Source organism: Microbacterium sp. Leaf161, from assembly GCF_001423645.1.
GTDB classification, from domain to species: Bacteria; Actinomycetota; Actinomycetes; order Actinomycetales; family Microbacteriaceae; genus Microbacterium; species Microbacterium forte.
The window spans coordinates 924,336-944,148 of the sequence record NZ_LMOW01000001.1 but is presented as its reverse complement, the minus strand read 5'-3'; the positions used below and the strand labels follow the sequence as shown (position 1 = coordinate 944,148).

At 68.2% G+C, this 19,813-nt stretch carries 21 protein-coding genes; 15 read left to right on the top strand and 6 right to left on the bottom strand.

Annotated features, from left to right (window positions below; genetic code table 11):
• Positions 1–20: 20 nt before the first annotated feature.
• The 3 genes from ASF87_RS04665 to ASF87_RS04655 all read left to right on the top strand — a co-directional run bounded on the left by ASF87_RS04665 (position 21) and on the right by ASF87_RS04655 (position 3,525).
• Complete coding sequence (locus ASF87_RS04665; RefSeq protein WP_056374546.1) at positions 21–1,985, top strand: M13 family metallopeptidase; 1,965 nt, start codon at positions 21–23, stop codon at positions 1,983–1,985.
• Positions 1,986–2,164: 179 nt separating this feature from the next.
• A complete protein-coding gene (locus ASF87_RS04660) occupies positions 2,165–3,088 on the top strand; it encodes a serine hydrolase (RefSeq protein ID WP_056374543.1) in 924 nt (307 codons plus the stop codon).
• Between the two features lie 41 nt (positions 3,089–3,129).
• Complete coding sequence (locus ASF87_RS04655) at positions 3,130–3,525, top strand: hypothetical protein (protein WP_056374541.1); 396 nt, start codon at positions 3,130–3,132, stop codon at positions 3,523–3,525.
• A 19-nt stretch (positions 3,526–3,544) separates the two neighbouring features.
• Here ASF87_RS04655 and ASF87_RS04650 read toward each other — a convergent pair whose 3' ends face one another.
• Together ASF87_RS04650 and ASF87_RS04645 are read right to left on the bottom strand one after the other, a co-directional pair.
• Positions 3,545–4,987 carry an MFS transporter gene (locus ASF87_RS04650; RefSeq protein ID WP_056374539.1) on the bottom strand — a complete coding sequence of 481 codons (1,443 nt, stop codon included), beginning with the start codon at positions 4,985–4,987 and terminating at the stop codon, positions 3,545–3,547.
• A 57-nt stretch (positions 4,988–5,044) separates the two neighbouring features.
• Entirely contained in the window at positions 5,045–6,508 is a 1,464-nt protein-coding gene (locus tag ASF87_RS04645; RefSeq protein ID WP_056374538.1) for a peptide MFS transporter, read from the bottom strand.
• 92 nt (positions 6,509–6,600) lie between these two features.
• Between ASF87_RS04645 and ASF87_RS04640 the strand changes: the two genes are divergently transcribed.
• Together ASF87_RS04640 and ASF87_RS04635 are read left to right on the top strand one after the other, a co-directional pair.
• Positions 6,601–7,290 (top strand): GNAT family N-acetyltransferase, encoded by a 690-nt coding sequence (locus tag ASF87_RS04640; protein WP_056374535.1) that lies wholly within the window; start codon positions 6,601–6,603, stop codon positions 7,288–7,290.
• A 103-nt stretch (positions 7,291–7,393) separates the two neighbouring features.
• On the top strand, positions 7,394–8,779 hold the full coding sequence (locus ASF87_RS04635; protein WP_042541298.1) for a glycine--tRNA ligase: 1,386 nt from the start codon (positions 7,394–7,396) through the stop codon (positions 8,777–8,779).
• A 57-nt stretch (positions 8,780–8,836) separates the two neighbouring features.
• Here ASF87_RS04635 and ASF87_RS04630 read toward each other — a convergent pair whose 3' ends face one another.
• The 4 genes from ASF87_RS04630 to ASF87_RS04615 form a co-directional block, all read right to left on the bottom strand.
• Complete coding sequence (locus ASF87_RS04630; RefSeq protein ID WP_042541300.1) at positions 8,837–9,262, bottom strand: DUF1801 domain-containing protein; 426 nt, start codon at positions 9,260–9,262, stop codon at positions 8,837–8,839.
• Complete coding sequence (locus ASF87_RS04625; RefSeq protein WP_056374533.1) at positions 9,259–9,831, bottom strand: HhH-GPD-type base excision DNA repair protein; 573 nt, start codon at positions 9,829–9,831, stop codon at positions 9,259–9,261. Before ASF87_RS04625 ends, ASF87_RS04630 begins: the two co-directional genes overlap by 4 nt.
• Before the next feature lie 37 nt (positions 9,832–9,868).
• Positions 9,869–10,279 carry a hypothetical protein gene (locus ASF87_RS04620; RefSeq protein ID WP_056374531.1) on the bottom strand — a complete coding sequence of 137 codons (411 nt, stop codon included), beginning with the start codon at positions 10,277–10,279 and terminating at the stop codon, positions 9,869–9,871.
• A gap of 144 nt (positions 10,280–10,423) precedes the next feature.
• Positions 10,424–11,731, bottom strand: a complete 1,308-nt coding sequence (locus ASF87_RS04615; protein WP_056374529.1) for a glutamyl-tRNA reductase — start codon at positions 11,729–11,731, stop codon at positions 10,424–10,426.
• Between the two features lie 61 nt (positions 11,732–11,792).
• Between ASF87_RS04615 and hemE the strand changes: the two genes are divergently transcribed.
• From hemE to hemB, 10 genes are all read left to right on the top strand, one after another.
• Positions 11,793–12,815 carry a uroporphyrinogen decarboxylase gene (gene hemE, locus ASF87_RS04610; protein ID WP_056374527.1) on the top strand — a complete coding sequence of 341 codons (1,023 nt, stop codon included), beginning with the start codon at positions 11,793–11,795 and terminating at the stop codon, positions 12,813–12,815.
• A 99-nt stretch (positions 12,816–12,914) separates the two neighbouring features.
• Complete coding sequence (locus ASF87_RS04605; protein WP_056374525.1) at positions 12,915–13,253, top strand: metalloregulator ArsR/SmtB family transcription factor; 339 nt, start codon at positions 12,915–12,917, stop codon at positions 13,251–13,253.
• A gap of 106 nt (positions 13,254–13,359) precedes the next feature.
• Positions 13,360–14,889, top strand: coding sequence for a protoporphyrinogen oxidase (gene hemG, locus ASF87_RS04600; protein ID WP_056374524.1), 1,530 nt, complete (start codon positions 13,360–13,362; stop codon positions 14,887–14,889).
• Between the two features lie 203 nt (positions 14,890–15,092).
• Positions 15,093–15,515: a hypothetical protein gene (locus tag ASF87_RS04595; RefSeq protein ID WP_042541310.1), complete on the top strand. Its 423-nt coding sequence runs from the start codon at positions 15,093–15,095 to the stop codon at positions 15,513–15,515.
• Between the two features lies 1 nt (position 15,516).
• Positions 15,517–15,924: a phage holin family protein gene (locus ASF87_RS04590; RefSeq protein ID WP_056374522.1), complete on the top strand. Its 408-nt coding sequence runs from the start codon at positions 15,517–15,519 to the stop codon at positions 15,922–15,924.
• Positions 15,911–16,192 (top strand): hypothetical protein, encoded by a 282-nt coding sequence (locus ASF87_RS04585; RefSeq protein ID WP_042541313.1) that lies wholly within the window; start codon positions 15,911–15,913, stop codon positions 16,190–16,192. Before ASF87_RS04590 ends, ASF87_RS04585 begins: the two co-directional genes overlap by 14 nt.
• 67 nt (positions 16,193–16,259) lie before the next feature.
• Positions 16,260–16,937, top strand: coding sequence for a hydrogen peroxide-dependent heme synthase (gene hemQ / locus ASF87_RS04580; RefSeq protein WP_042541315.1), 678 nt, complete (start codon positions 16,260–16,262; stop codon positions 16,935–16,937).
• 7 nt (positions 16,938–16,944) lie between these two features.
• A complete protein-coding gene (gene hemC, locus ASF87_RS04575) occupies positions 16,945–17,961 on the top strand; it encodes a hydroxymethylbilane synthase (RefSeq protein ID WP_056374520.1) in 1,017 nt (338 codons plus the stop codon).
• Positions 17,958–18,749 carry a uroporphyrinogen-III synthase gene (locus tag ASF87_RS04570; protein WP_056374518.1) on the top strand — a complete coding sequence of 264 codons (792 nt, stop codon included), beginning with the start codon at positions 17,958–17,960 and terminating at the stop codon, positions 18,747–18,749. Before hemC ends, ASF87_RS04570 begins: the two co-directional genes overlap by 4 nt.
• On the top strand, positions 18,746–19,723 hold the full coding sequence (gene hemB / locus ASF87_RS04565; protein WP_056374516.1) for a porphobilinogen synthase: 978 nt from the start codon (positions 18,746–18,748) through the stop codon (positions 19,721–19,723). The genes ASF87_RS04570 and hemB overlap by 4 nt, the downstream gene beginning before the upstream one ends.
• The last annotated feature ends 90 nt before the right edge of the window (positions 19,724–19,813 follow it).

Genomic DNA, 19,813 nt, shown 5'->3' with positions numbered 1-19,813 from the left:
CGACGCATAGGCTGGTCGGCATGACCGACGTGCTTCCCTCTGGCCTTGAGACCTCCGAGTTCAGCTCCGACATCCGCCCGCAGGACGACCTGTACCGCCATGTCAACGGCGCATGGCTCGCCCGCACCGAGATCCCCGGCGACAAGGCGCGCTGGGGCTCGTTCCATCTGCTCGCCGAGCAGGCCGAGAAGGACGTCAGGGCGATCATCGAGGAGTCGCAGGATGCCGAACCGGGCACCCTCGCCCGCAAGATCGGCGATCTGTTCGCGAGCTTCATGGACACCGAGCGCATCGCCGAGGCCGGTGTCACGCCGCTCGCCGAGACCCTCGCCGAGATCGAGGCGATCGATGACATCCCCGCGTTCCTGCGCACCGTCGGCGCCTACGACCGCGACGGTCGCGCGCACCTGATCGGGTTCTACGTCGACGGCGACCCCGGAAACCCCGAGCGCTACCTTCCGGTGATCGTGCAGTCCGGCCTGTCGCTGCCGGACGAGAGCTACTTCAGACTCGATACCTTCGCCGAGACGCGAGCGGCCTACCGCGCCCACCTCGAGCGTCTGCTGGCGCTCGCCGGTGTCGCCGATGCCGCGGGCGCCGCAGACCGCTCGATCGCCCTCGAGACCGAGCTCGCGGGCCACCACTGGGACAACGTGCGCAGTCGCGACGCCGTCGCCACCTACAACCTCAAGACATGGGCCGAGATCCAGGAGCTCGCCGGTGTCGACCTCGAGCCCTGGCGCGACTCCGTCGCGCCGGCCCACCCCGAGGCCTTCGCCGAGGTGGTCGTCTCGCAGCCGAGCTTCCTCGAAGGGCTCGGATCGCTGCTCACCCCCGAGCGCCTCGACGACTGGAAGGCCTGGCTGCGCGCGCAGGTCGTTCACGCCGCGGCTCCGTATCTGACCGACGACTTCGTGCAGGAGAACTTCTCGTTCTACGGCACCGAGCTGACCGGCGTCCCCTCGATCCGCGAGCGGTGGAAGCGCGGCGTCTCGGTGACCGAGGGCGCGCTGAGCGAGGCGATCGGCAAGGTGTACGTCGAGCGGCACTACCCGCCGACGGCGAAGGCGGCGATGGACGAGCTCGTCGCGAACCTCATCGAGGCCTATCGGCAGAGCATCACCGACCTCGAGTGGATGACCGCCGAGACCCGCGAGCGAGCTCTCGCCAAGCTCGACTCGTTCACGCCGAAGATCGGCCACCCCGCCGTCTGGCGCGACTATTCGAGCCTCGAGATCGACCGCGCCGACCTGTTCGGCAACGTGCGGCGAGCGGCGATCTTCGAGCACGACCGCAACGTCGCGAAGGTGGGAAAGCCGATCGACCGGGACGAGTGGCACATGCCGCCGCAGATGGTCAACGCGTACTACAACCCGTCGATGAACGAGATCGTGTTCCCGGCGGCGATCCTGCAGTATCCGTTCTTCGATGCGTCGCGTGATGCGGCTGCCAACTACGGGGGGATCGGCGCGGTCATCGGCCATGAGATCGGTCACGGATTCGACGACCAGGGCAGCCGCTACGACGGAGACGGCAAGCTCGAGGACTGGTGGACGGATGCGGATCGCACGGCGTTCGAGCAGCGCACCAAGGCACTGATCGCGCAGTACGACGAGCTCGTGCCCGAAGGCCTCGACGCCGAGCATCACGTCAACGGCGCCCTGACGATCGGCGAGAACATCGGCGACCTGGGCGGCCTCGGCATCGCGCTCAAGGCCTACGAGATCGCGCTCGGCGGAGAGGAGGCCCCGGTCATCGACGGCTACACGGGCGTGCAGCGCCTGCTGCTGTCGTGGGCGCAGGTCTGGCAGCAGAAGAGCCGCGACGCCGAGACGCTTCGCCTGCTCACGATCGACCCGCACTCCCCGAACGAGTTCCGGTGCAACCAGATCGTCCGCAACATCGACGCCTTCTACGAGGCGTTCGACGTCGCCGAATCCGACGCGCTGTGGCTGCCGCAGGGCTCGCGAGTGACGATCTGGTGAGTCGTTCCGCGTAGCCGATCAGGTCTCGACGGGTGCCCTGCTGTCTCCCGGATGACGATCTGATGACCGTATACCGGAGTATGTAGGGCATCCTCACCTGACGGGGTTACGATATCGGTGCTGCGGAGGATGGACACCGCAGCATCCCGCCAATCCAACCCCCCTATTAAGGATCACGCGTGGGTGCTTCCGAGCCTGCCGACGGCCCGCCACTGGCCTCGCTGCGCCGCTCTCAGCGGCCCAGCCGACGCTTGCCGCGTCGTGCGGCCTCGGGGCGTCGGTCGTTCACTTCGACCCTCCGGGCGCTCGAACAGCTCGCGGACGCGGGCGCGCAGGTGTCGGTTCACGTCGTCGATCTCGACAACCACACGCATGTCCTCTCCGGCGATGACCATGTGACCATGCCTGTCGCGGGGCTCGGGGTCGTACCGCTGCTGATCGAGGTGGCGGCAGCGTTCGATGCAGGCACCCTCGACCCGCTCGAGATCGTCGAGCGCTCCGCCGTCGAGTCGGTGTCGACCTCGGGTCTCTGGCGACACCTGCATGCGCCCGCGCTGCCGCTCGAAGATCTCGCCGTGCTCGCAGCGACAGCCGGCGACCCGATCGCAGTCAACGCCCTGTTGCAGCGGGTCGGTCACGATCGCGTGCGTGAGCGCATCGAGGCCCTCGGACTCCGCCGCACAGCCCTTCTCGATCGATTCCGCGACGAGCGCGGTCCCGACGACGCGCCCCAGGTCGCCGTGGGTTCCGCGCGCGAATTCGCCGGACTCTTCTCGGCACTCGTGAACTCGCAGGTGGTGGGCGCCTCGGTGAGCGCTCAGGTGTCCGAGTGGCTCAGTCTGAACCAGGACCTGAGCCTGGTGGCCTCGTCGACGGGCCTCGATCCCTTCGCTCACGACCACGACGCCCACGGTCTGCTGTTCATCAACAAGACCGGGCGCGATCGCGGCGTGCGGGCAGAGGCGGGAGTCCTCGCCGGGCCACGCGCCGGCGTCGCCTATTCCCTGATCGTCTGCTTCGACGACCTGTCGATCACGCACCGGCTTCGTGCACACGATGCCTTCCGCGTGCTCGGGGTCGAGCTCATGGAGTACACGCACTGAGCTCACGGACGCCCTCGCCCCGGCGTCGCTAGCCTGGAGGCATGCCTCGCCCCGATTGGACTCCGCACCGCCGTGACGACGGCGAGCTGCTCGGATGGATCCACCCCGACGGCGACGAGTGGGTGGCCGTCGACGTGCTGGGTCGCCCGGTCTCCGGTCCCACCGAGTGGCTCGACGCCGAGACCGCGCTCGAGGAGCGGGGGATCGGCTGGCTCGCCGATCCGTGGATGCTCGAGGGTGAAGCCGACAGGCCTCTTCGCGTGCGCATCCTCGAGGTCACTCCCGACGACGAAGGCGTTCCCGGACGCATCGTCGTGAAGATCGACGACTTCGGCGACATGGCGCGTCCGCCCGTGCAGCAGTACGTGCTCGAGTGGCCGATCCCTGCGCGGTTGCGAGCGCCGACGACGGGCGATCCCGATCCGCGCGTGCTCTGATCGCGATCCGGGCTGACGGCTAGCCGGGCAGCGACGGATGCTGCTCTGCTGCACGCTGCCGGGGGATGAACATCGAGAGCACCAGAGCGACGATCCCGGCCCCGATCGCCAGCCAGAAGCACAGATCGAACGCCGCCCGCGTAGGCACCGAGACTCCGCCGACGTCGATGCTCATGGCGGCGAGCACCCCGCCCATCACGGCGGACGCACTCGACGTGCCGATCGAGCGGAAGAGCGCGTTCAGTCCGTTCGAGGCACCCGTCTCGTTCGCGGGCACCGATCGCATGATGATCATCGGCATGGCGGCGAACGTGAATCCGATGCCGACGCCGATCAGCAGGTTTCCGACGAGGATGTGCCAGACCTCGCTCGACCACAGCAGCACGAACACGTAGGCGAGCACGATCGCCGCGGCGCCGACGGTGAACAGCGGGCGAGGCCCGACGGTGCGCTCGAGCCAGCCCGACAGCGGAGAGATCACCATCATCACGAGACCCGCCGGCATGATCACGAGTGCGGCGGAGACCATGTCGAGTCCGAAGCCTGCACCGGAGGCGACCGGCCCCTCGAGCAGCTGCGGGAAGGTCACGTTCGACGCGAACAGGGCGAAGCCCATGCCGATCGCGGCGATGTTGGTGAACAGCACGGCGGGGCGGGCCGCGACGCGCAGATCGAGCAGCGGATCCTTCGTGCGCAGCTGATACCACCCCCACACCAGCAGCACCCCCACGCCTCCGATGATGCATGTGAGGGTCAGCGGTGCCGTCCAGCCCCACTCCGCGCCGCGCGACACGAACAGCAGGATGCCGGTGAGGCCGATCGCGAGTCCGATCGCGCCGATCACGTCGAGGCGCCCCGGGAACCGCAGCACATCCTCGGGGATCACGAGCAGCACGAGGGCGAGGCCGATGACGCCGAGAGCGGCCGCGAGCCAGAACAGCCAGTGCCAGTCGGCGTTCACCGCGAGCAGGGCGGCCACCGGCATCCCGATCGCACCGCCCACGCCCATCGTGGCGCTCATCAGGGCGACGGCGGTGCCCAGGCGTTCGGGCGGCAGCACGTCGCGCATGATGGCGATGCCCAGCGGGACCACGCCGGTCACCGCGCCCTGCAGCGCGCGACCGATGATCACTCCGATGATCGAGCCCGAGAGCGCGGCGATCAGCGAGCCGAGGATCAGCAGCCCGAGCAGCACGATCACGACGCGGCGCTTGCCGTACATGTCGCCCAGTCGGCCGGAGATCGGGGTGGCGACCGCGGCGACGAGCAGCGTGATCGTGACGACCCAGGTGGTGTCTTCGCGGGATGCGTTCAGCAGGCGAGGAAGCTCGGCCTGCAGCGGCACGACCAGTGTGAACATGAACGACGAGCAGAGACCGGCGAACGCCAGGACCGCGACGATCGCCCACTTCGGTGATGTCCGGGAGAGTCTTCTGCGCGCGCGTTCATCGTTCTCTCCCATCGCTTCAGGCTATCGGCGTCTGAGCCACCCGAGGCGCGAGCCCGCGTGCTGCGATCGTCAGCTCACGCCCTTCATCAGTCGCAGCACCGGCTTGACGGCGACGAGCAGTCCGAGGCCGACCACGATCGCGATGGCACCGAGGATCGAGAAGTAGGGCACCTCGTTCTTCGGGTCGTAGAACTGCACGAGCCAGCCCGAGATCGCCGTGCCCAGCGCGATCGACAGGAAGAACAGCGCGACCATCTGGGTGTGGAACACCTTCGGGGCGAGCTTCGTGGTCACAGACAGCCCGACCGGCGAGATCAGCAGCTCGGCGACCGTGAACACGAACAGGATGCCGATGATGGCGATCAACGGGGTGGAGTTGGCGCCGCCGCCCGCGAACGGCAGGAACAGCAGGAACGCCGCCCCCATGATCATCGCGCCGAGTGCGAACTTGACCGGTGTCGAGGGCTGACGGCGGCCGAGGCGGGTCCAGATCGCCGCGAAGACGCCGGACAGGATGATGATGAACACGGGATTGATCGACTGCACCCACGAGACGGGCATCTCGAATCCGAAGATGTTGCGGTCGAGGCGCTCGTCGGAGTAGACCGTGAGCACGGTGAACTGCTGCTGGTACAGCGACCAGAACGCGACGCTCGTGATGAAGAGGGGCAGGAATCCCCACACGCGCGAGCGCTCGGTGCCGTCGATCCGGCGGCTGCTGAGGATGACCGCGAAGTAGGCCACCGTCGCGACGATCGTTCCGATGATCACGATGGACGCCAGGTTGTCGGCCCTGACCACGCCGACGAGCACCAGCACCGCGATGAGGGCGATGGCGGCGACCGCGATGATCGCGACGAGCGGGTAGCGCGAGGAGGGCAGCGGGTTCGGCACGCGTCGCGCCCCATCCGGCAGCGCCTTGCGGCCGAAGGAGTACTGCACGAGTCCGAGCGTCATGCCGATCGCGGCGAGCCCGAAGCCGTAGTGGAATCCGAGGGTCGACTGCAGGATGCCGGTGAGGATCGGACCCATGAAGGCGCCGAGGTTGATGCCGAGGTAGAACAGCGAGAATCCGGCATCCCGACGGGTGTCGTCTGCGCTGTAGAGGGTGCCGACGACAGAGGTCGCGTTCGCTTTCAGGCCGCCCGAGCCGAGCGCGACGAGCACGAGGCCGACCCCGACGCCGATGAATCCGGGGAGAAGGGCGAGGGCGACGTGCCCTGCGACGATCACGATCGCGCTGAGGAACAGCACACGTTCCGAGCCCAGCATCCGATCGGCGATCCAGGCGCCGAGGATCGTCGAGAGGTAGACCGACCCGCCGTAGGCGCCGACGATCCCGCCGGCGACGGCCTGGGAGAGTCCGAGGCCCCCCTCGGTGACCGAGAAGTACAGGTAGATGAGCAGGATGCCCTGCATGCCGTAGAAGCTGAACCGCTCCCACATCTCGACGCCGAAGATGTGGACGAGTGCCCAGGGCTGCCCGAAGAATCGGGTGTCGGACTTCTCGGCCGTCGTGTCGCTGGTTGCCATTCCTCCACGGTACGCCCGGTCGCGACGTGGTTCCCAGCCCACTCGCACGTGTTCGATTCCGATATCTGCGACCGGAGGGGCAGACTAGGGGCGTGCGAACCATCCGTGATCTGGACACCGTTGAACTCATCATCGCCGCGCAGGGCCTGCTCGACTCCATCCGCGGCCCCGAGCGCGTGATCGACGCCGGCACTCTGCGAGCTCTTCAGCAGTCGGGCAACTACGTCGTCGGACTCTTCGATGCCGAGGACGGGGAAGAGCGGATGGTGGGTGCCTCGATCGCCTTCTTCGGCGCCCCCGGACGTCGGGCGATGCACTCGCACATCACGGCGTTGCTGCCCGAGTACCGCGGACGCGGCTGGGGACGAGAGCTCAAAGAGCACCAGCGCCAATGGGCGTTCTCGCGGGACGTCGGTCGCATCACCTGGACGTTCGACCCGCTGGTCGCCCGCAACGCGCACTTCTTCCTCACGGTGCTCGGTGCCCGCGTGACCGGGTACTCGGTGAACCGCTACGGCATCTTCGGCGGAGGGGATGCCGGAGACGAGAGCGACCGGCTCGACGTCGAATGGGCGCTCGCCGACATCGCCAAGTCGCCGGCATCCGACGAGGTCGTGGAGACGCTGGAGATCCCGAGCGACATCGAGAGCATCCGCGTCGAGGATCCGGATGCTGCGCATGAATGGCGCACCCGTCTGCGTGCGCAGATGGAGGGCCTGCTGGGCAGCGGTCTGACGCTCTCGGGGTTCGATGTCGAGAAGGGCTACCTCTTCACGGCCTGAGGGCTCGGACCGACCTGGCCAGGGTCCTGACGCGAACCGGTCGCGGATAAGATTGATGTGCCCGTGATCACGGGCTTTCCCGCATGCGACCATTGGAGCCACCGTGGCCGAACAGTCCCGTCTTGACAAGGTCATCGCCCTTGCCCGCCACCGCGGGTTCGTCTTCCAGGCGGGTGAGATCTACGGCGGTTCCCGGTCCGCGTGGGACTACGGGCCCCTCGGCACGGAGCTCAAAGAGAACATCCGCCGCCAGTGGTGGCAGACGTTCGTGCGCGGCCGCGGCGACATGGTGGGACTCGACTCGAGCATCATCCTGCCCAAGCGCGTGTGGGAGGCCTCTGGTCACGTCGCGACCTTCACCGACCCGCTGGTCGAGTGCCTGAGCTGCCACAAGCGCTTCCGCGCCGACACTCTGATCGAGGACTTCGAGGCGCGCAAGGGCCGCAAGGCGGAGAACGGCCTCGCCGACGTGCCGTGCCCCAACTGCGGCACCAAGGGCCAGTACACCGAGCCGAAGTCGTTCTCGGGTCTCGTGAAGACGTACCTCGGTGTCGTCGACGATGAGTCGGGCCTCTACTTCCTCCGCCCGGAGACGGCACAGGGCATCTTCGTCAACTTCTCGAACGTTCTGACGGCCAGCCGCAAGAAGCCGCCGTTCGGTATCGGCCAGGTCGGCAAGGCGTTCCGCAACGAGATCACCCCCGGCAACTTCATCTTCCGCACGCGCGAGTTCGAGCAGATGGAGATCGAGTTCTTCACGCCTCCCGCAGACGCGCAGCAGTGGTTCGAGCACTGGGTCGAGGCGTGCTGGAACTGGTTCATCGATCTCGGGATCGACCCCGAGAACATGCGTCAGTTCGACGTGCCAGAAGACGACCGCGCGCACTACTCCGCCGGCACCATCGACGTCGAGTACCGCTTCGGCTTCACAGGCAAGGAGTGGGGCGAGCTCATGGGCGTCGCCAACCGCACCGACTACGACCTGTCGAGCCACAGCGAGGCGTCTGGTCAGAGCCTCACCTACTTCGACCAGGCCACGGGCGACCGTTACACGCCGTACGTGATCGAACCGTCGTTCGGCCTCACCCGCGCCATGATGGCCTTCCTCGTCGACGCGTACCGCGAAGAGGAGGTGCCGAACGCCAAGGGCGGCACCGACGTGCGCACAGTGCTCAAGCTCGACCCGCGTCTGGCTCCGGTCAAGGCGGCCGTGCTGCCGCTGAGCCGCAACGAGCGGCTGTCGCCGCTCGCTCGCGAGGTCGCCGACACGCTGCGCAGCTCGTGGGCCGTCGACTTCGATGACGCGGGTGCGATCGGTCGCCGGTATCGCCGACAGGACGAGATCGGCACGCCGTTCTGCGTCACGATCGACTTCGACTCGCTCGACGACCGTGCAGTCACCGTGCGCGACCGCGACACCATGGCGCAGGAGCGCGTCTCGATCGACGAGCTGCACCAGTACCTGGCTGAGCGTCTCAAGGGCGCGTGACGTTCGGACGATCAGAACGAGAGGCCCGCTATCCGACAGGACGGCGGGCCTCTCGCGTCACCCGGTGACGGTCAGCTGCACCTGATCGGTGCCGCCCGCCTCGACCCAGGCCAGCGATCGCTCGAGGATGCCGCGAAGCACGTCGAGGTCGATCTTCTCGAGATCCTTGATGTAGAGGCATCCGACGCCCGTGCTGTGCGGGCCGAGCTTCTCGAGTGCCTCGGAGTGGGCGTCGACGCCGTCGAACAGATAGATCGTCGTAGCCGCCTTGCGGGGGGCGAAGCCGAGGAGTCCGCTGTCGCCCTCGGTGCCGGTCGGATACCTGTAGTGGCAGCTGCCGAATCCGATGATCGTGCCCCAGGTCTGAGGGTCGCGGCCTGTGATCTCCTGCATGAGGGCGGTCAGCGTCTCGGCATCCCGACGTCGGACCGCCGGAGTGGATCGGGCGATGAGTCCGGCGACGTCGTCGCCGGTGGGCTTCATGCCTTCGCCTTCGCCGCGGCCTTCATGGCCTTCTTGTGTTCGCGCACCTTGGTGAGCGATTCGGGCGAGACGATGTCGGCGACGCTGCGGTAGGAACCCTCGGTACCGTAGTCGCCCGCGGCCTCGCGCCACCCGGCGCCGGTGAACCCGTACTGCTTGCCGAGCAGAGCCAGGAAGATCTTCGCCTTCTGCTCGCCGAAGCCGGGGAGAGCCTTGAGTCGCGTGAGCACCTCGGCGCCCGACGGGTCGCCTTCGGTCCAGAGTGCCGAGGCGTCTCCGCCCCACTGATCGACGATCTCCTGACAGAGCGTCTGCACGCGAGTCGCCATCGAACCGGGGAACCGATGCACGGCTGGGGTCGTCTTGAACGCCTCGAGGAACTCGTCGGGGTCCATCGCCGCGATGGTGGCCGCATCGGTCGCGCCGGTGCGCTGCTCGATCTTGAGGGGTCCTGCGAACGCCGTCTCCATCGGGACCTGCTGATCGAGCAGCATCCCGACCAGCAGTGCGAGCGGATTGTCGGTGAGCAGAGCGTCGGCGGCGGTGTCTCCGGTGATGTGAAGGGCCATGCGTCCAGTCTGGCATCCCCGCCCGGGCGACGCGCAGTCAGATCCTCTGCAGCTTGGGCAGCGGACCCTCGAGGCGAGCGATCGACACTCTGACGTCCGCGATGTCGGCCTTGAGCTCCGTCTTGACGGCGGCGATCTCCGTCTTGAGTTCGGTTCGGAGTTCGGCGATGTCGCCCTTGAGCTCCACCCGGAGTTCAGCGATGTCGGCTTTGAGTTCGGTGCGCAGATCGGCGATCTCGACTCTCACGTCGGCGATGTCGCCTGTGAGCTCGACCCTGAGCTCGGTGATCTGCGTCTCGACTCGCGTGAACCTCTCATCGATGTTGTCGAAGCGGGTGTCCAGTCCCCGGGACTGCTTCGCGAGCATTCTGGAGACCCCGCCGAGCACGGTCGCGGTGAACGCGAAGAGGGCGATGATGATGCCGATCACATCCGGATCCACGAGCATCCTCCCAGTCTGCGTTCGGGGAAGGGATTTGTCATGGTTCGACGATATGAAGCACGGACGATGCGTGCAGGCGTCGGAGCCGAGATCCTCGGAGCCGGGGGAGAGGTCTCCGCCGAGGCTGATAGTGCAGTGAGGGTGAGGCCCTCAGGCGGTCGCGGCGTCGTCTGCGTCAGATGCCTGCGCGGGCTCGATCGGCTCGATGCCGTACATCGTCGAGAGCGCGGCGGCGAAGTCGTCTGCCCGGCCGGTGGCGGCGAGCTCGTGCGCGCGCGTGGTCGGCACGTGCAGCAGCACGCCGGTGAGGTGGCGCAGGGCCTGCTCGACCTTGCCGTCGTCGTCGCCCCTGGCGCGGGCCCGGGCGATCTCGGACTCGAGCAGTGCGAACATGTGCGACCGCAGCGCGACGACCGAGGGGGTGACGCTCTGGCGGCTGCCGACGACGTGGAAGGTGTCGGCGGCTTCGCGCACGACGGTGCGCGCGGCATCCGTCGCCTGCAGCTCCTCGAGCGGTGCGTGCAGGCTGATGGTCTCGAGGTCGAGCAGAGCCACGCCTTCGAGGGCAGCGACAGCGGGGTCGACGTTGCGCGGCATGCCGAGGTCGACGACCATCTGGTTGTGGGATGCGACGGGGCAGCCCTCAGGGGCGATACCGATCGGCGCCTGCAGGTGCTCGGGGGTGAGCACGGGAGCGGCCGCCGTCGTGCAGGTGATCAGCAGGCTCGATCGCGAGGCGACGCGTGCGTAGTCCTCAGCGGAGACCGGGCGGATGCCGTGCTTCGCGGCGAACTTCTCAGCGCGTCCCGAGGGCGAGTACACCGAGATGTTCACGGCTCCTCGTTCGCGCAGCGTCGCGAGGGTGACGGCTGCATAGGCGCCGGTGCCGACGAGCAGCACGCGCTCAGCCGACCAGTCGACGATGCGGCTGTCGGCGAGCTCGAGAGCGAGGCGCACGAGTGAACGACCGGCGCGGCCGAGCGCAGTGACGTTCTTGACCTTGCGCTGCGCCTGGCTGGCCCGCTGGAAGAGGCGCTCGAGCTCGGGGGAGGTCGTGCCCTCCTTGCGTGCGGACTTGAGCGCACGACGCACCTGCCCGGCGATCTCGCCCTCGCCCGACACGACGGACTCGAGGCCGGATGCGACCGAGAAGAGGTGCTCTGCGACACGGCGGCCGGAGTGCACCTCATAGGCGCCGTCGAGTTCGGTGGCGCGGATGCCCGTGGACGCCTCGACGGCCTCGAGCACTGCCTCGACGCCGATCGCACCTGCGGCGGTGACGGGCTCGTCCATCTCGACGTAGGCCTCGAAGCGGTTGCAGGTAGCAAGAACGACCGCACCCTGCACGCAGGACGCCATGTCCACAACCGTGGAGGCGACGTCGTCGGGGGTGCGGCTCAGGCGTTCGAGCAATTCGAAGGGGGCGGTCTTGTGACTCGCCGTGACAACCAGCAGCACCTTTCGATTCTACCTGAGGCTTCATGCAGGTCGGCCCAGGGGCGGATGGGAGGATGGACGCATGCCTCTCTCCGACGCTCCGCTGCTGCGCGCCCTCACCGGCCCCCGACCCGGGCACGCCCCCGTGTGGTTCATGCGCCAGGCCGGCCGATCGCTGCCCGAGTACCGCGAGCTGCGGGTCGGAACGCGGATGCTCGACGCCTGCCTCACGCCCGACCTCGCCGCCGAGATCACTCTGCAGCCGGTGCGGCGTCACGGCGTCGATGCTGCGGTGTTCTTCAGCGACATCGTCATCCCGTTGCGACTGGCGGGCGTGGAGGTCGAGATCGAGGCCGGACGCGGTCCGGTGTTCGCGAATCCCGTGCGCACCGCGGGTGACGTCGATCGCATCACCTCCATCGATCCCCTCTCGCTCGACGGCTCCGCGATCGCCGAGGCCGTGGGCATCGTCACCGCAGAGCTCGGGGAGACCCCGCTGATCGGCTTCGCCGGCGCTCCGTTCACGCTGGCCGCCTACCTCGTCGAGGGCGGCCCGTCGAAGGAGCACCTGCGGGCCCGCGCCATGATGCACGCCGACCCCGACTCGTGGAACCGTCTCGCGGGCTGGCTGGCGCAGGTCTCGCGCCGGTTCCTCGAGATCCAGCGCGACGCGGGAGCATCCGTGGTGCAGCTGTTCGACTCGTGGGCCGGATCCCTGAGCACCGCCGACTACCGCGCGTTCGTGGCTCCGCACTCGAAGGTCGCGCTCGACGGCATCGGCGTGCCGAGCATCCACTTCGGCGTGGGCACCGGGCCCTTCCTCGATGACATGCGCCTGGGTGGCATCGCAGACGGCGTCGGCGTCGACTGGCGCCTGCCGCTCGATGAGGCCGCGGCGATCCTCGGACCCGACGTCTCGGTGCAGGGCAACATCGACCCGGCGCTGCTCTCGGCGCCGTGGTCGGTGCTCGAGACGCACGTGCGCGACGTGGTCGAGCGCGGGCGCGCGGCCAGGGGCCACATCGTCAACCTCGGACACGGGGTTCCCCCCGAGACCGACCCCGATCAGCTCACCCGCATCGTCGAACTGGTGCACTCGATCTGAGAGAACCGGTCCACCCGATCTGACAGCCAGGGGCGGTTCGCTCCGGCGTCATCGTTTCGGGAGCACAACGCAATATAGCATGAGTGCTATATTGCAAACATGACAGACAGTGCGTCAGACATCTTCGCGGCATTGGCCCATCCGACGCGTCGTCAGATCCTGCAGGATCTCAAGGACGGCGAGCTCGCGGCGGGTGAGATCGCTTCGCGGTTCTCGGCGAGCGGCCCCACGATCTCGCGGCACCTGAGCGTGCTGCGCCAGGCGGGCCTCGTCAGTGAGCGTCGCGATGCCAACCGCATCCTGTACTCCCTCGTCGGCGAGCGTCTCGCGCTCTCCGTCGGCGACTTCCTCTCGACCGTGTGCCCCGAGCAGATCGTGCTCCGCGAGGTGCGCAAGCGTGGCTCCGGGCGCGCCGCCACTGCGACCGTCGAGGCCTGAGCCGGCGCATTCTCGCCCGAGCGGCCGCCGATGGATCTCCGCACCGTGCCCGTTTCTCCGGTCGCAACCGGCGAGGCATCCAGGTCGCGGGTGAAAGGATTGACGTATGCCGTCGAATCCCGCGAACCGTGAGTCGTCCCGAGCCGAGCCCGCCACGCTGGCAGCCCGCGCGGCCACGCGCCACATCGTCGTCATCGGCGGTGGCATCGGGGGACTGATCGCGGCTCGCGAATGCGTCAAGGTCGGCATGCACGTCACCGTGCTCGAGGCGTCGGATGCCGTCGGCGGCGCGATCCGTCAGGCCGAGATCGACGGCGTCGTCGTGGATGCCGGGGCGGAGAGCTACGCGACGCGGGGCGGACGGGTGCGAGCGCTCCTCAACGAACTCGGCCTCACCGATCGCATCGTCGCCCCGGCGGCAGGCAGCGCCTGGCTCGCGGGCATCCCCGGCGTCGGTGCCGCACCGCTGCCGGTCGGCGGCATCCTCGGCATCCCGAGCAACCCGTTCCAAGAGGACGTGCGCCGCATCATCGGCTGGTCGGGAGTGTGGCGTGCCTACCTCGACCGCGTGCGCCCGCCCCTCACGATCGGCCACAGCCAGAGCCTCGGCAAGCTGGTGTCCTCGCGCATGGGCGTCAAGGTGCGAGACCGGCTGGTGGCTCCGGTGACGACGGGCGTGTACTCCGCATCACCCGAAGACGTCGATGTCGACATCGCTGCGCCCGGGCTCAACGCCGCCCTCACGCGCGTCGGTTCTCTGTCGGGTGCTGTGCAGGCTCTGCGTGACGAGAGCGCGGCGCAGGCGGCTGCGGCGCAGGCGCCCGGTGCGGCCGTGGAAGGCATCGCCGGCGGCATGATGGTGCTGATCGATGCACTGGTCGCCGACATCGAGAAGCTCGGCGGCGTCGTCCGCACGGGTGTGCGGGTGTCTGAGATCGCGCAGTCCGCTGCGAGCTGGACGGTGCGTGCCGAAGGGCGAGCGCTCGCGGATTCGGATGGCGATGCGGAGTCGGCCACGGAGGCCCTCGAGTTCAGCGCCGACGGCGTGGTGCTGGGCACCTCGGAGGCGGTGGCACGGCGTCTGCTCGAGAACATCGCACCCGCACTCGCCGAGACCACGGCGGCGGATGCGCCCGAGATCGAGATCGTCACGCTGCTGCTGCGGGCCTCCGCACTCCAGGGCGCTCCTCGGGGGACGGGAGTCCTGACAGTTCCAGGAAGCCACACAGCGAAGGCGCTCACGCACTCGACGGCGAAGTGGGAATGGCTCAGGGCCGCCGCCGGTGATCGGCATCTGGTGCGCGTCTCGTTCGGCGCGCAGGGAGAACCGGCCGCCACCGCAGGCCTCGACGAGGACGCGGCTGCTCAGCTCGCGCTCGGTGAGGCATCCGCTCTTCTCGGCGTTCCGCTCGCCCCTGGCGATCTCATCGGTGCGCACCGTTCGCGGTTCGTGCAGTCGCAGCCCGCGTCGATCATCGGCTCGGGCGAGCGGCGGGAGGCGGCGCGCGCGGCCATCCAGGCCGTTCCCGGCCTCGCGGCGGTGGGTGCGTGGCTCGCCGGCACCGGACTCGCGCAGGTGATCCCCGACGCGCGAGAGGAAGCCGATCGGCTGCGGCGCTCTCTGATCTGGGACTGACACGCGTGGCGTGGGGCTGAGTTCCGGGCGCGGCCGAGAGCGTGACGCGCACCCTGAGGTCAATCCGAAAGTCGCCCTGCTGTCAACCCTCTGCCTGACAGATGCCGAAATCGGCATACGGGGCTACGCTGGACACCTGGCAGGCGGCTCCATGTCGTCGGTTCGCCCCAGGCGTTCACACCGGAACAACGTGAGGAGACCCCATGAAGGGGAAGATCGGACTCGTCGTAGGAATCGGCGTGGGATACGTACTCGGAACGCGCGCAGGACGCGAGCGTTACGAGCAGATCAAGACGCAGTGGCTGAAGGTCTGGAACCTCGACCCCGTGCAGGACCAGGTCGACAAGGTCAAGGGCTACGTCGGCGACAAGGCCGCAGCAGTGCCCGGTGCGATCTGGACCGGCGTGCAGAAGGTCGTCAAGTCGGCCAGTGGCGGCGACAAGACCGCAGGTCAGCGACTCGATTCCGCTGTCGCTGCCGGACGCAAGGCCGCTGACGACATCGTCGACGCCACCGAAGACGCTGTCGAAGAGGTCAAGGACGCCGCGAAGAAGGACGACGCGAAGAAGCCTGCGGCCAAGAAGCCGGCATCCTCGCGCTCCACCGCCGCGAAGTCTGGCAGCTGACATGCCCCGCGGATACCGCGATCGTGCCGAAGACAGCCTGCTGTCCCTGATCGGCGATCTTCCGGAGCTCATCAGCAGCCTCGTGAAGGCCGAGATCAACGCGGCCAAGACCTGGATCTCGAAGACGGCGAAGGATGCCGGGATCGGCTCCGTCTGGTTCCTCGTCGCACTCTTCTTCCTGTTCTGGGCCGTGCCGGTGATCCTGGTCTTCGCGATCGCCGGGCTGTCGTCGTGGTGGCCCGTCTGGCTCTCCGCGCTGGCAGTGTTCGGAATCCTGATCCTCGCCGTGCTGCTGTTCGCGCTGCTCGGCATCCTGAAGTTCCGCAAGGTGCTCGCTCGGAAGAACCCCGCCCAGGCGGTGGGCGAGGACATCAGACTCGTGAAGGAAGCCGGCTATGACGAACTCTGAGATCACGAGGCCGCTGCCCAAGACGGCTGTCCCCGCAGGGATCGTCGATCCGGTGCAGTCCGCCCGCGCCGAGCTCAAGGCCGCGCTCGCGGCGATCGAGGTCAAGGGCAACTTCCCCCGGCGGATCGACAAGGCATCGAAGCGCGCTGCGGCGAAGGCACGGGTCTTCGCCGACCGCAACCCTGCCGCGGCCATCGCCGGAGCGGTGGGAGTCGCCGTGATCGTGGGCGGAGCCGTCTGGGCGATCGCCCGCGCGCTTTCTCGCTGACCGCAGGCGCATCCTCGCATCCTGACTCGCGTTCGCGAGTGATTCACAAAGGGGGCAGACTGGATCCATGTCCGATGCACGCGAAGAGAACCCGTCCGGCTTCACCCTCTGGGCCGTCTGGCGACGAAACCCCGATGTCGCGGTCACCGAGTCCGACTCCACGGAACTCGAGACGATCGTCTCCTACATCGAGGATTCCGGAGTCACGGTCCGCGGCTTCTACGACGTCTCGGGCCTGAAGGCCGACGCCGACCTGCTGGTGTGGCTGCACGGAGACACTGCGGAAGATCTGCAGAAGGCCCTGCGGCGCCTGCGTCGCACTGAGCTGCTGCGCACTCTGCTGCCTGTGTGGAACGTCATGGGCGTGCATCGGGATGCCGAGTTCAACCGTGCGCACGTGCCCGGGTTCCTCCGCGGTGTCGAGCCAAAGGACTGGCTGTGCCTCTACCCGTTCGTCCGCACACCCGAGTGGTATCTCGCACCGGAGGAGGAGCGTCGCAAGATGCTCGCCGATCACGGTCGCAAGGGTGCCGCCTTCAAGGGAGTCATCGCCAACACGGTCGCCGCATTCGCTCTGGGTGACTACGAGTGGATCCTGCCGCTCGAAGCCGACGAGGTCACCGAGCTGGTCGACCTCATGCGTGACCTGCGCTACACCGACGCGCGTCTCTACGTGAAGGAGGAGATCCCGTTCTACACGGGCCGTCGCCTCCGGTTCGACGAGATCGCGGACGTGCTGCAGTAGGTCGACGATGAGCACTCAGAGTCACACAGCCGTCCCGATCCGACTGGGCACTCGCCGCAGCGCGCTCGCGCAGGCGCAGTCGGGTCATGTCGCCGCCGCCCTCGAGAAGATCTCGGGGCGCCCCGTCGAACTCGTGCCGATCACCAGCGAGGGCGACACGAATCGTGCGTCGCTGTCGGAGATCGGCGGCCAGGGCATCTTCGCCACGCGTCTGCGTGAGGCGCTGCTCGCGGGGGAGTGCGACATCCTCGTGCATTCGCTCAAAGACCTTCCCACGGCGATCCCCGAGGGGCTTGTCATCGCCGCCACTCCGGTGCGCGAGGACGCGCGCGATGTCGCGATCACGCGCGGGGGCACGCCGCTGCACGAGCTGCGCACCGGCAGCAAGGTCGGCACGGGGTCACCTCGCCGCATCGCGCAGGTGCGCCGCAGGGCTCCGCACGCGGAGGTCGTCGACATCCGCGGCAACGTCGACTCGCGTCTTCAGCGGGTCGCGTCGGGTGAGCTGGACGCCGTCATCCTCGCTGCCGCCGGCCTTTCGCGCCTCGGCACCGACTCGCCGCTTCGCCGTGAGGAGCTGGGGCTGTCCGAATGGCCGACCGCACCGGGTCAGGGTTCGCTCGCGGTCGAGACCCGGTCCGACGCTCCGGCTGAGCTCCTCGCCGCGCTCGCCGAACTCGACGACCACGACACCCGGCTGGCCATCACGGTCGAGCGGGGGATTCTGGAAGGACTCGACTCCGGATGCCAGGCGCCGATGGCCGCTCATGCGGTCGTGGACGGCGATGAGATCCGCGTCAGGACGGTCGTCTACTCGACCGACGGCGGTCGCCGGATCGGCCTCGACGTCACGGAGACTCTGAACGGGGAGTATATTCGTCGGAACGGCAGCGGCAATGGAGCGGATGCTGCCGGTGGTGCAGACCCGATGCGCACAGCACGCGAGTTCGGGTTGTCTGTCGCCCATCGGCTGCTCGAGCAAGGGGCGGCCGACCTCGTCTCCCGAGAGCATTCCTCATCATGACCAATTCGAAGCAGGACCGACCGCTGGACGGCTGGCGCATCCTCGTACCCCGTGGAGGCCCGTGGGGCGACGGCGTCGCCGCCAGTCTCCGTTCCCGGGGAGCGGTGCCCGTCGTCGCGCCGCTGATCAACTTCGCGGCCACCACAGATCAGGCCGCGCTCGACGTGGCGCTCACCCGGCTGGCTGCCGGAGAGTACGACTGGTTGACGGTGACCAGTGCGACGACCGTCGACGTGATGTTCGCGCACCGCGCCGTGGTGCCGCGCCGTACGAAGATCGCGGCAGTCGGAGAGACGACCGCAGCCGCTCTGCAGGCCGTCGGGTACGAAGTCGCGATGGTGCCGGATGAAGACAATTCGGCTGCGGGCATGGCCGAGCAGCTCATCGCCCTCGAGGCCGAGCCGCGTCGCATCCTGGCTCTGCGCAGCGAGATCGCGAAGCCCGTGCTCAGCGTCCTTCTGCAGGAGGCCGGTCACGACGTCGACAGCGTCGTCGCCTACCGGACCGTCGGCGTGCCGGTCACAGACCGCATCAAGCGCGACGTCGAGAACGGACGCATCAACGCGATCCTGATCACGAGCGGTTCGGTCGCCGAGCAGGTGCGCGAGCAGTTCCCGCTGATCCCGGATGAGACGCTGCTGGCTGCGATCGGTCCGCGGACGGCGAAGGATGCCGACAAGGCAGGTCTTCCGATCACGGTCGTCGCCGATCGTCAGACGGTCGACGCGCTCATCGATGCCGTGTCGAGCTACACCCTCCCGCACGCGGCGGACGAGCTGGCGCCGTGAGCTTCCCCGACGTCCGACTGCGCCGCCTGCGGCAGTCCCCTGCCGTCAGGGGTCTGGTGCGTGAGACCTCCCTCGAGCCGCGGCAGCTGGTGCTCCCGCTGTTCGTCCGTGAGGGACTCACCGAGGCCGCCCCCATCGGGTCGATGCCCGGAGTCGCGCAGCATTCGCTCGATTCTCTGCGTGCCGCCGCCACCGAGGCCGCCGAGGCGGGTGTCGGCGGTGTGATGCTGTTCGGAGTCCCCGCAGTCAGAGACGCGCAGGGCTCGGGTGCCGACGATCCCCAGGGCATCCTGAACGTCGCCACCGAGGTGCTCGCGGCCGAGGTCGGGGACGCCCTCGTGGTGCAGACCGACCTGTGCCTCGACGAGTTCACCGACCACGGGCACTGCGGCGTGCTCGCGGCTGACGGCACCGTCGACAACGACGCGACGCTTGAGCGCTACGCGTCGATGGCCCTGGCTCAGGCTCGGGCTGGCTCTCAGCTGCTCGGCCTCTCGGGAATGATGGACGGCCAGGTCGCCGTCATCCGCGAGGCGCTCGATTCCGAGGGCTTCACCGACACCCTGCTTCTCGCCTACGCCGCGAAGTATGCGAGCGCGTTCTACGGTCCGTTCCGTGAGGCCGTGGATTCGCAGCTGAAGGGCGACCGTCGCACGTACCAGCTCGACCCGGGCAACCGCCGCGAGGGCGTGCGAGAGGCTGTCGTCGACGAGGAGGAGGGTGCGGACATCGTCATGGTGAAGCCCGCCATGGCCTTCCTCGACGTGCTGCGTGAGGTGCGAGACACCGTGCACATTCCGGTGTGGGCATATCAGGTGTCCGGCGAGTACGCGATGATCGAGGCCGCTGCCGCGAACGGCTGGATCGATCGCCGCGCGTCGATCCTCGAGTCGCTGCTGTCGATCCGCCGCGCTGGCGCAGATGTCGTCCTGACGTACTGGGCGACAGAAGCCGCTCGCTGGCTACGCCCCTGATCGCGCTCCGTCGACTCGACGAGGTCGTCTGAGTCCCTCCCTCAGCTCTGCGGACTAGCCTGGAGGGGATGCCGGGAGAGCTCCGTGCAT

Excerpts from the sequence above, each read along its gene's own strand:
- ASF87_RS04650 (WP_056374539.1), bottom strand. The coding sequence starts at position 4,987 with ATGGGAGAGAACGATGAACGCGCGCGCAGAAGACTCTCCCGGACATCA.
- hemC (WP_056374520.1), top strand. The coding sequence starts at position 16,945 with ATGAGCACTCAGAGTCACACAGCCGTCCCGATCCGACTGGGCACTCGC.
- ASF87_RS04595 (WP_042541310.1), top strand. The coding sequence starts at position 15,093 with ATGAAGGGGAAGATCGGACTCGTCGTAGGAATCGGCGTGGGATACGTA.
- ASF87_RS04655 (WP_056374541.1), top strand. The coding sequence starts at position 3,130 with ATGCCTCGCCCCGATTGGACTCCGCACCGCCGTGACGACGGCGAGCTG.
- ASF87_RS04585 (WP_042541313.1), top strand. The coding sequence starts at position 15,911 with ATGACGAACTCTGAGATCACGAGGCCGCTGCCCAAGACGGCTGTCCCC.
- ASF87_RS04620 (WP_056374531.1), bottom strand. The coding sequence starts at position 10,279 with ATGCTCGTGGATCCGGATGTGATCGGCATCATCATCGCCCTCTTCGCG.
- ASF87_RS04645 (WP_056374538.1), bottom strand. The coding sequence starts at position 6,508 with ATGGCAACCAGCGACACGACGGCCGAGAAGTCCGACACCCGATTCTTC.
- ASF87_RS04625 (WP_056374533.1), bottom strand. The coding sequence starts at position 9,831 with ATGGCCCTTCACATCACCGGAGACACCGCCGCCGACGCTCTGCTCACC.
- hemQ (WP_042541315.1), top strand. The coding sequence starts at position 16,260 with ATGTCCGATGCACGCGAAGAGAACCCGTCCGGCTTCACCCTCTGGGCC.
- ASF87_RS04665 (WP_056374546.1), top strand. The coding sequence starts at position 21 with ATGACCGACGTGCTTCCCTCTGGCCTTGAGACCTCCGAGTTCAGCTCC.
- hemE (WP_056374527.1), top strand. The coding sequence starts at position 11,793 with ATGCCTCTCTCCGACGCTCCGCTGCTGCGCGCCCTCACCGGCCCCCGA.
- ASF87_RS04605 (WP_056374525.1), top strand. The coding sequence starts at position 12,915 with ATGACAGACAGTGCGTCAGACATCTTCGCGGCATTGGCCCATCCGACG.
- ASF87_RS04570 (WP_056374518.1), top strand. The coding sequence starts at position 17,958 with ATGACCAATTCGAAGCAGGACCGACCGCTGGACGGCTGGCGCATCCTC.
- ASF87_RS04590 (WP_056374522.1), top strand. The coding sequence starts at position 15,517 with ATGCCCCGCGGATACCGCGATCGTGCCGAAGACAGCCTGCTGTCCCTG.
- hemG (WP_056374524.1), top strand. The coding sequence starts at position 13,360 with ATGCCGTCGAATCCCGCGAACCGTGAGTCGTCCCGAGCCGAGCCCGCC.
- ASF87_RS04630 (WP_042541300.1), bottom strand. The coding sequence starts at position 9,262 with ATGAAGCCCACCGGCGACGACGTCGCCGGACTCATCGCCCGATCCACT.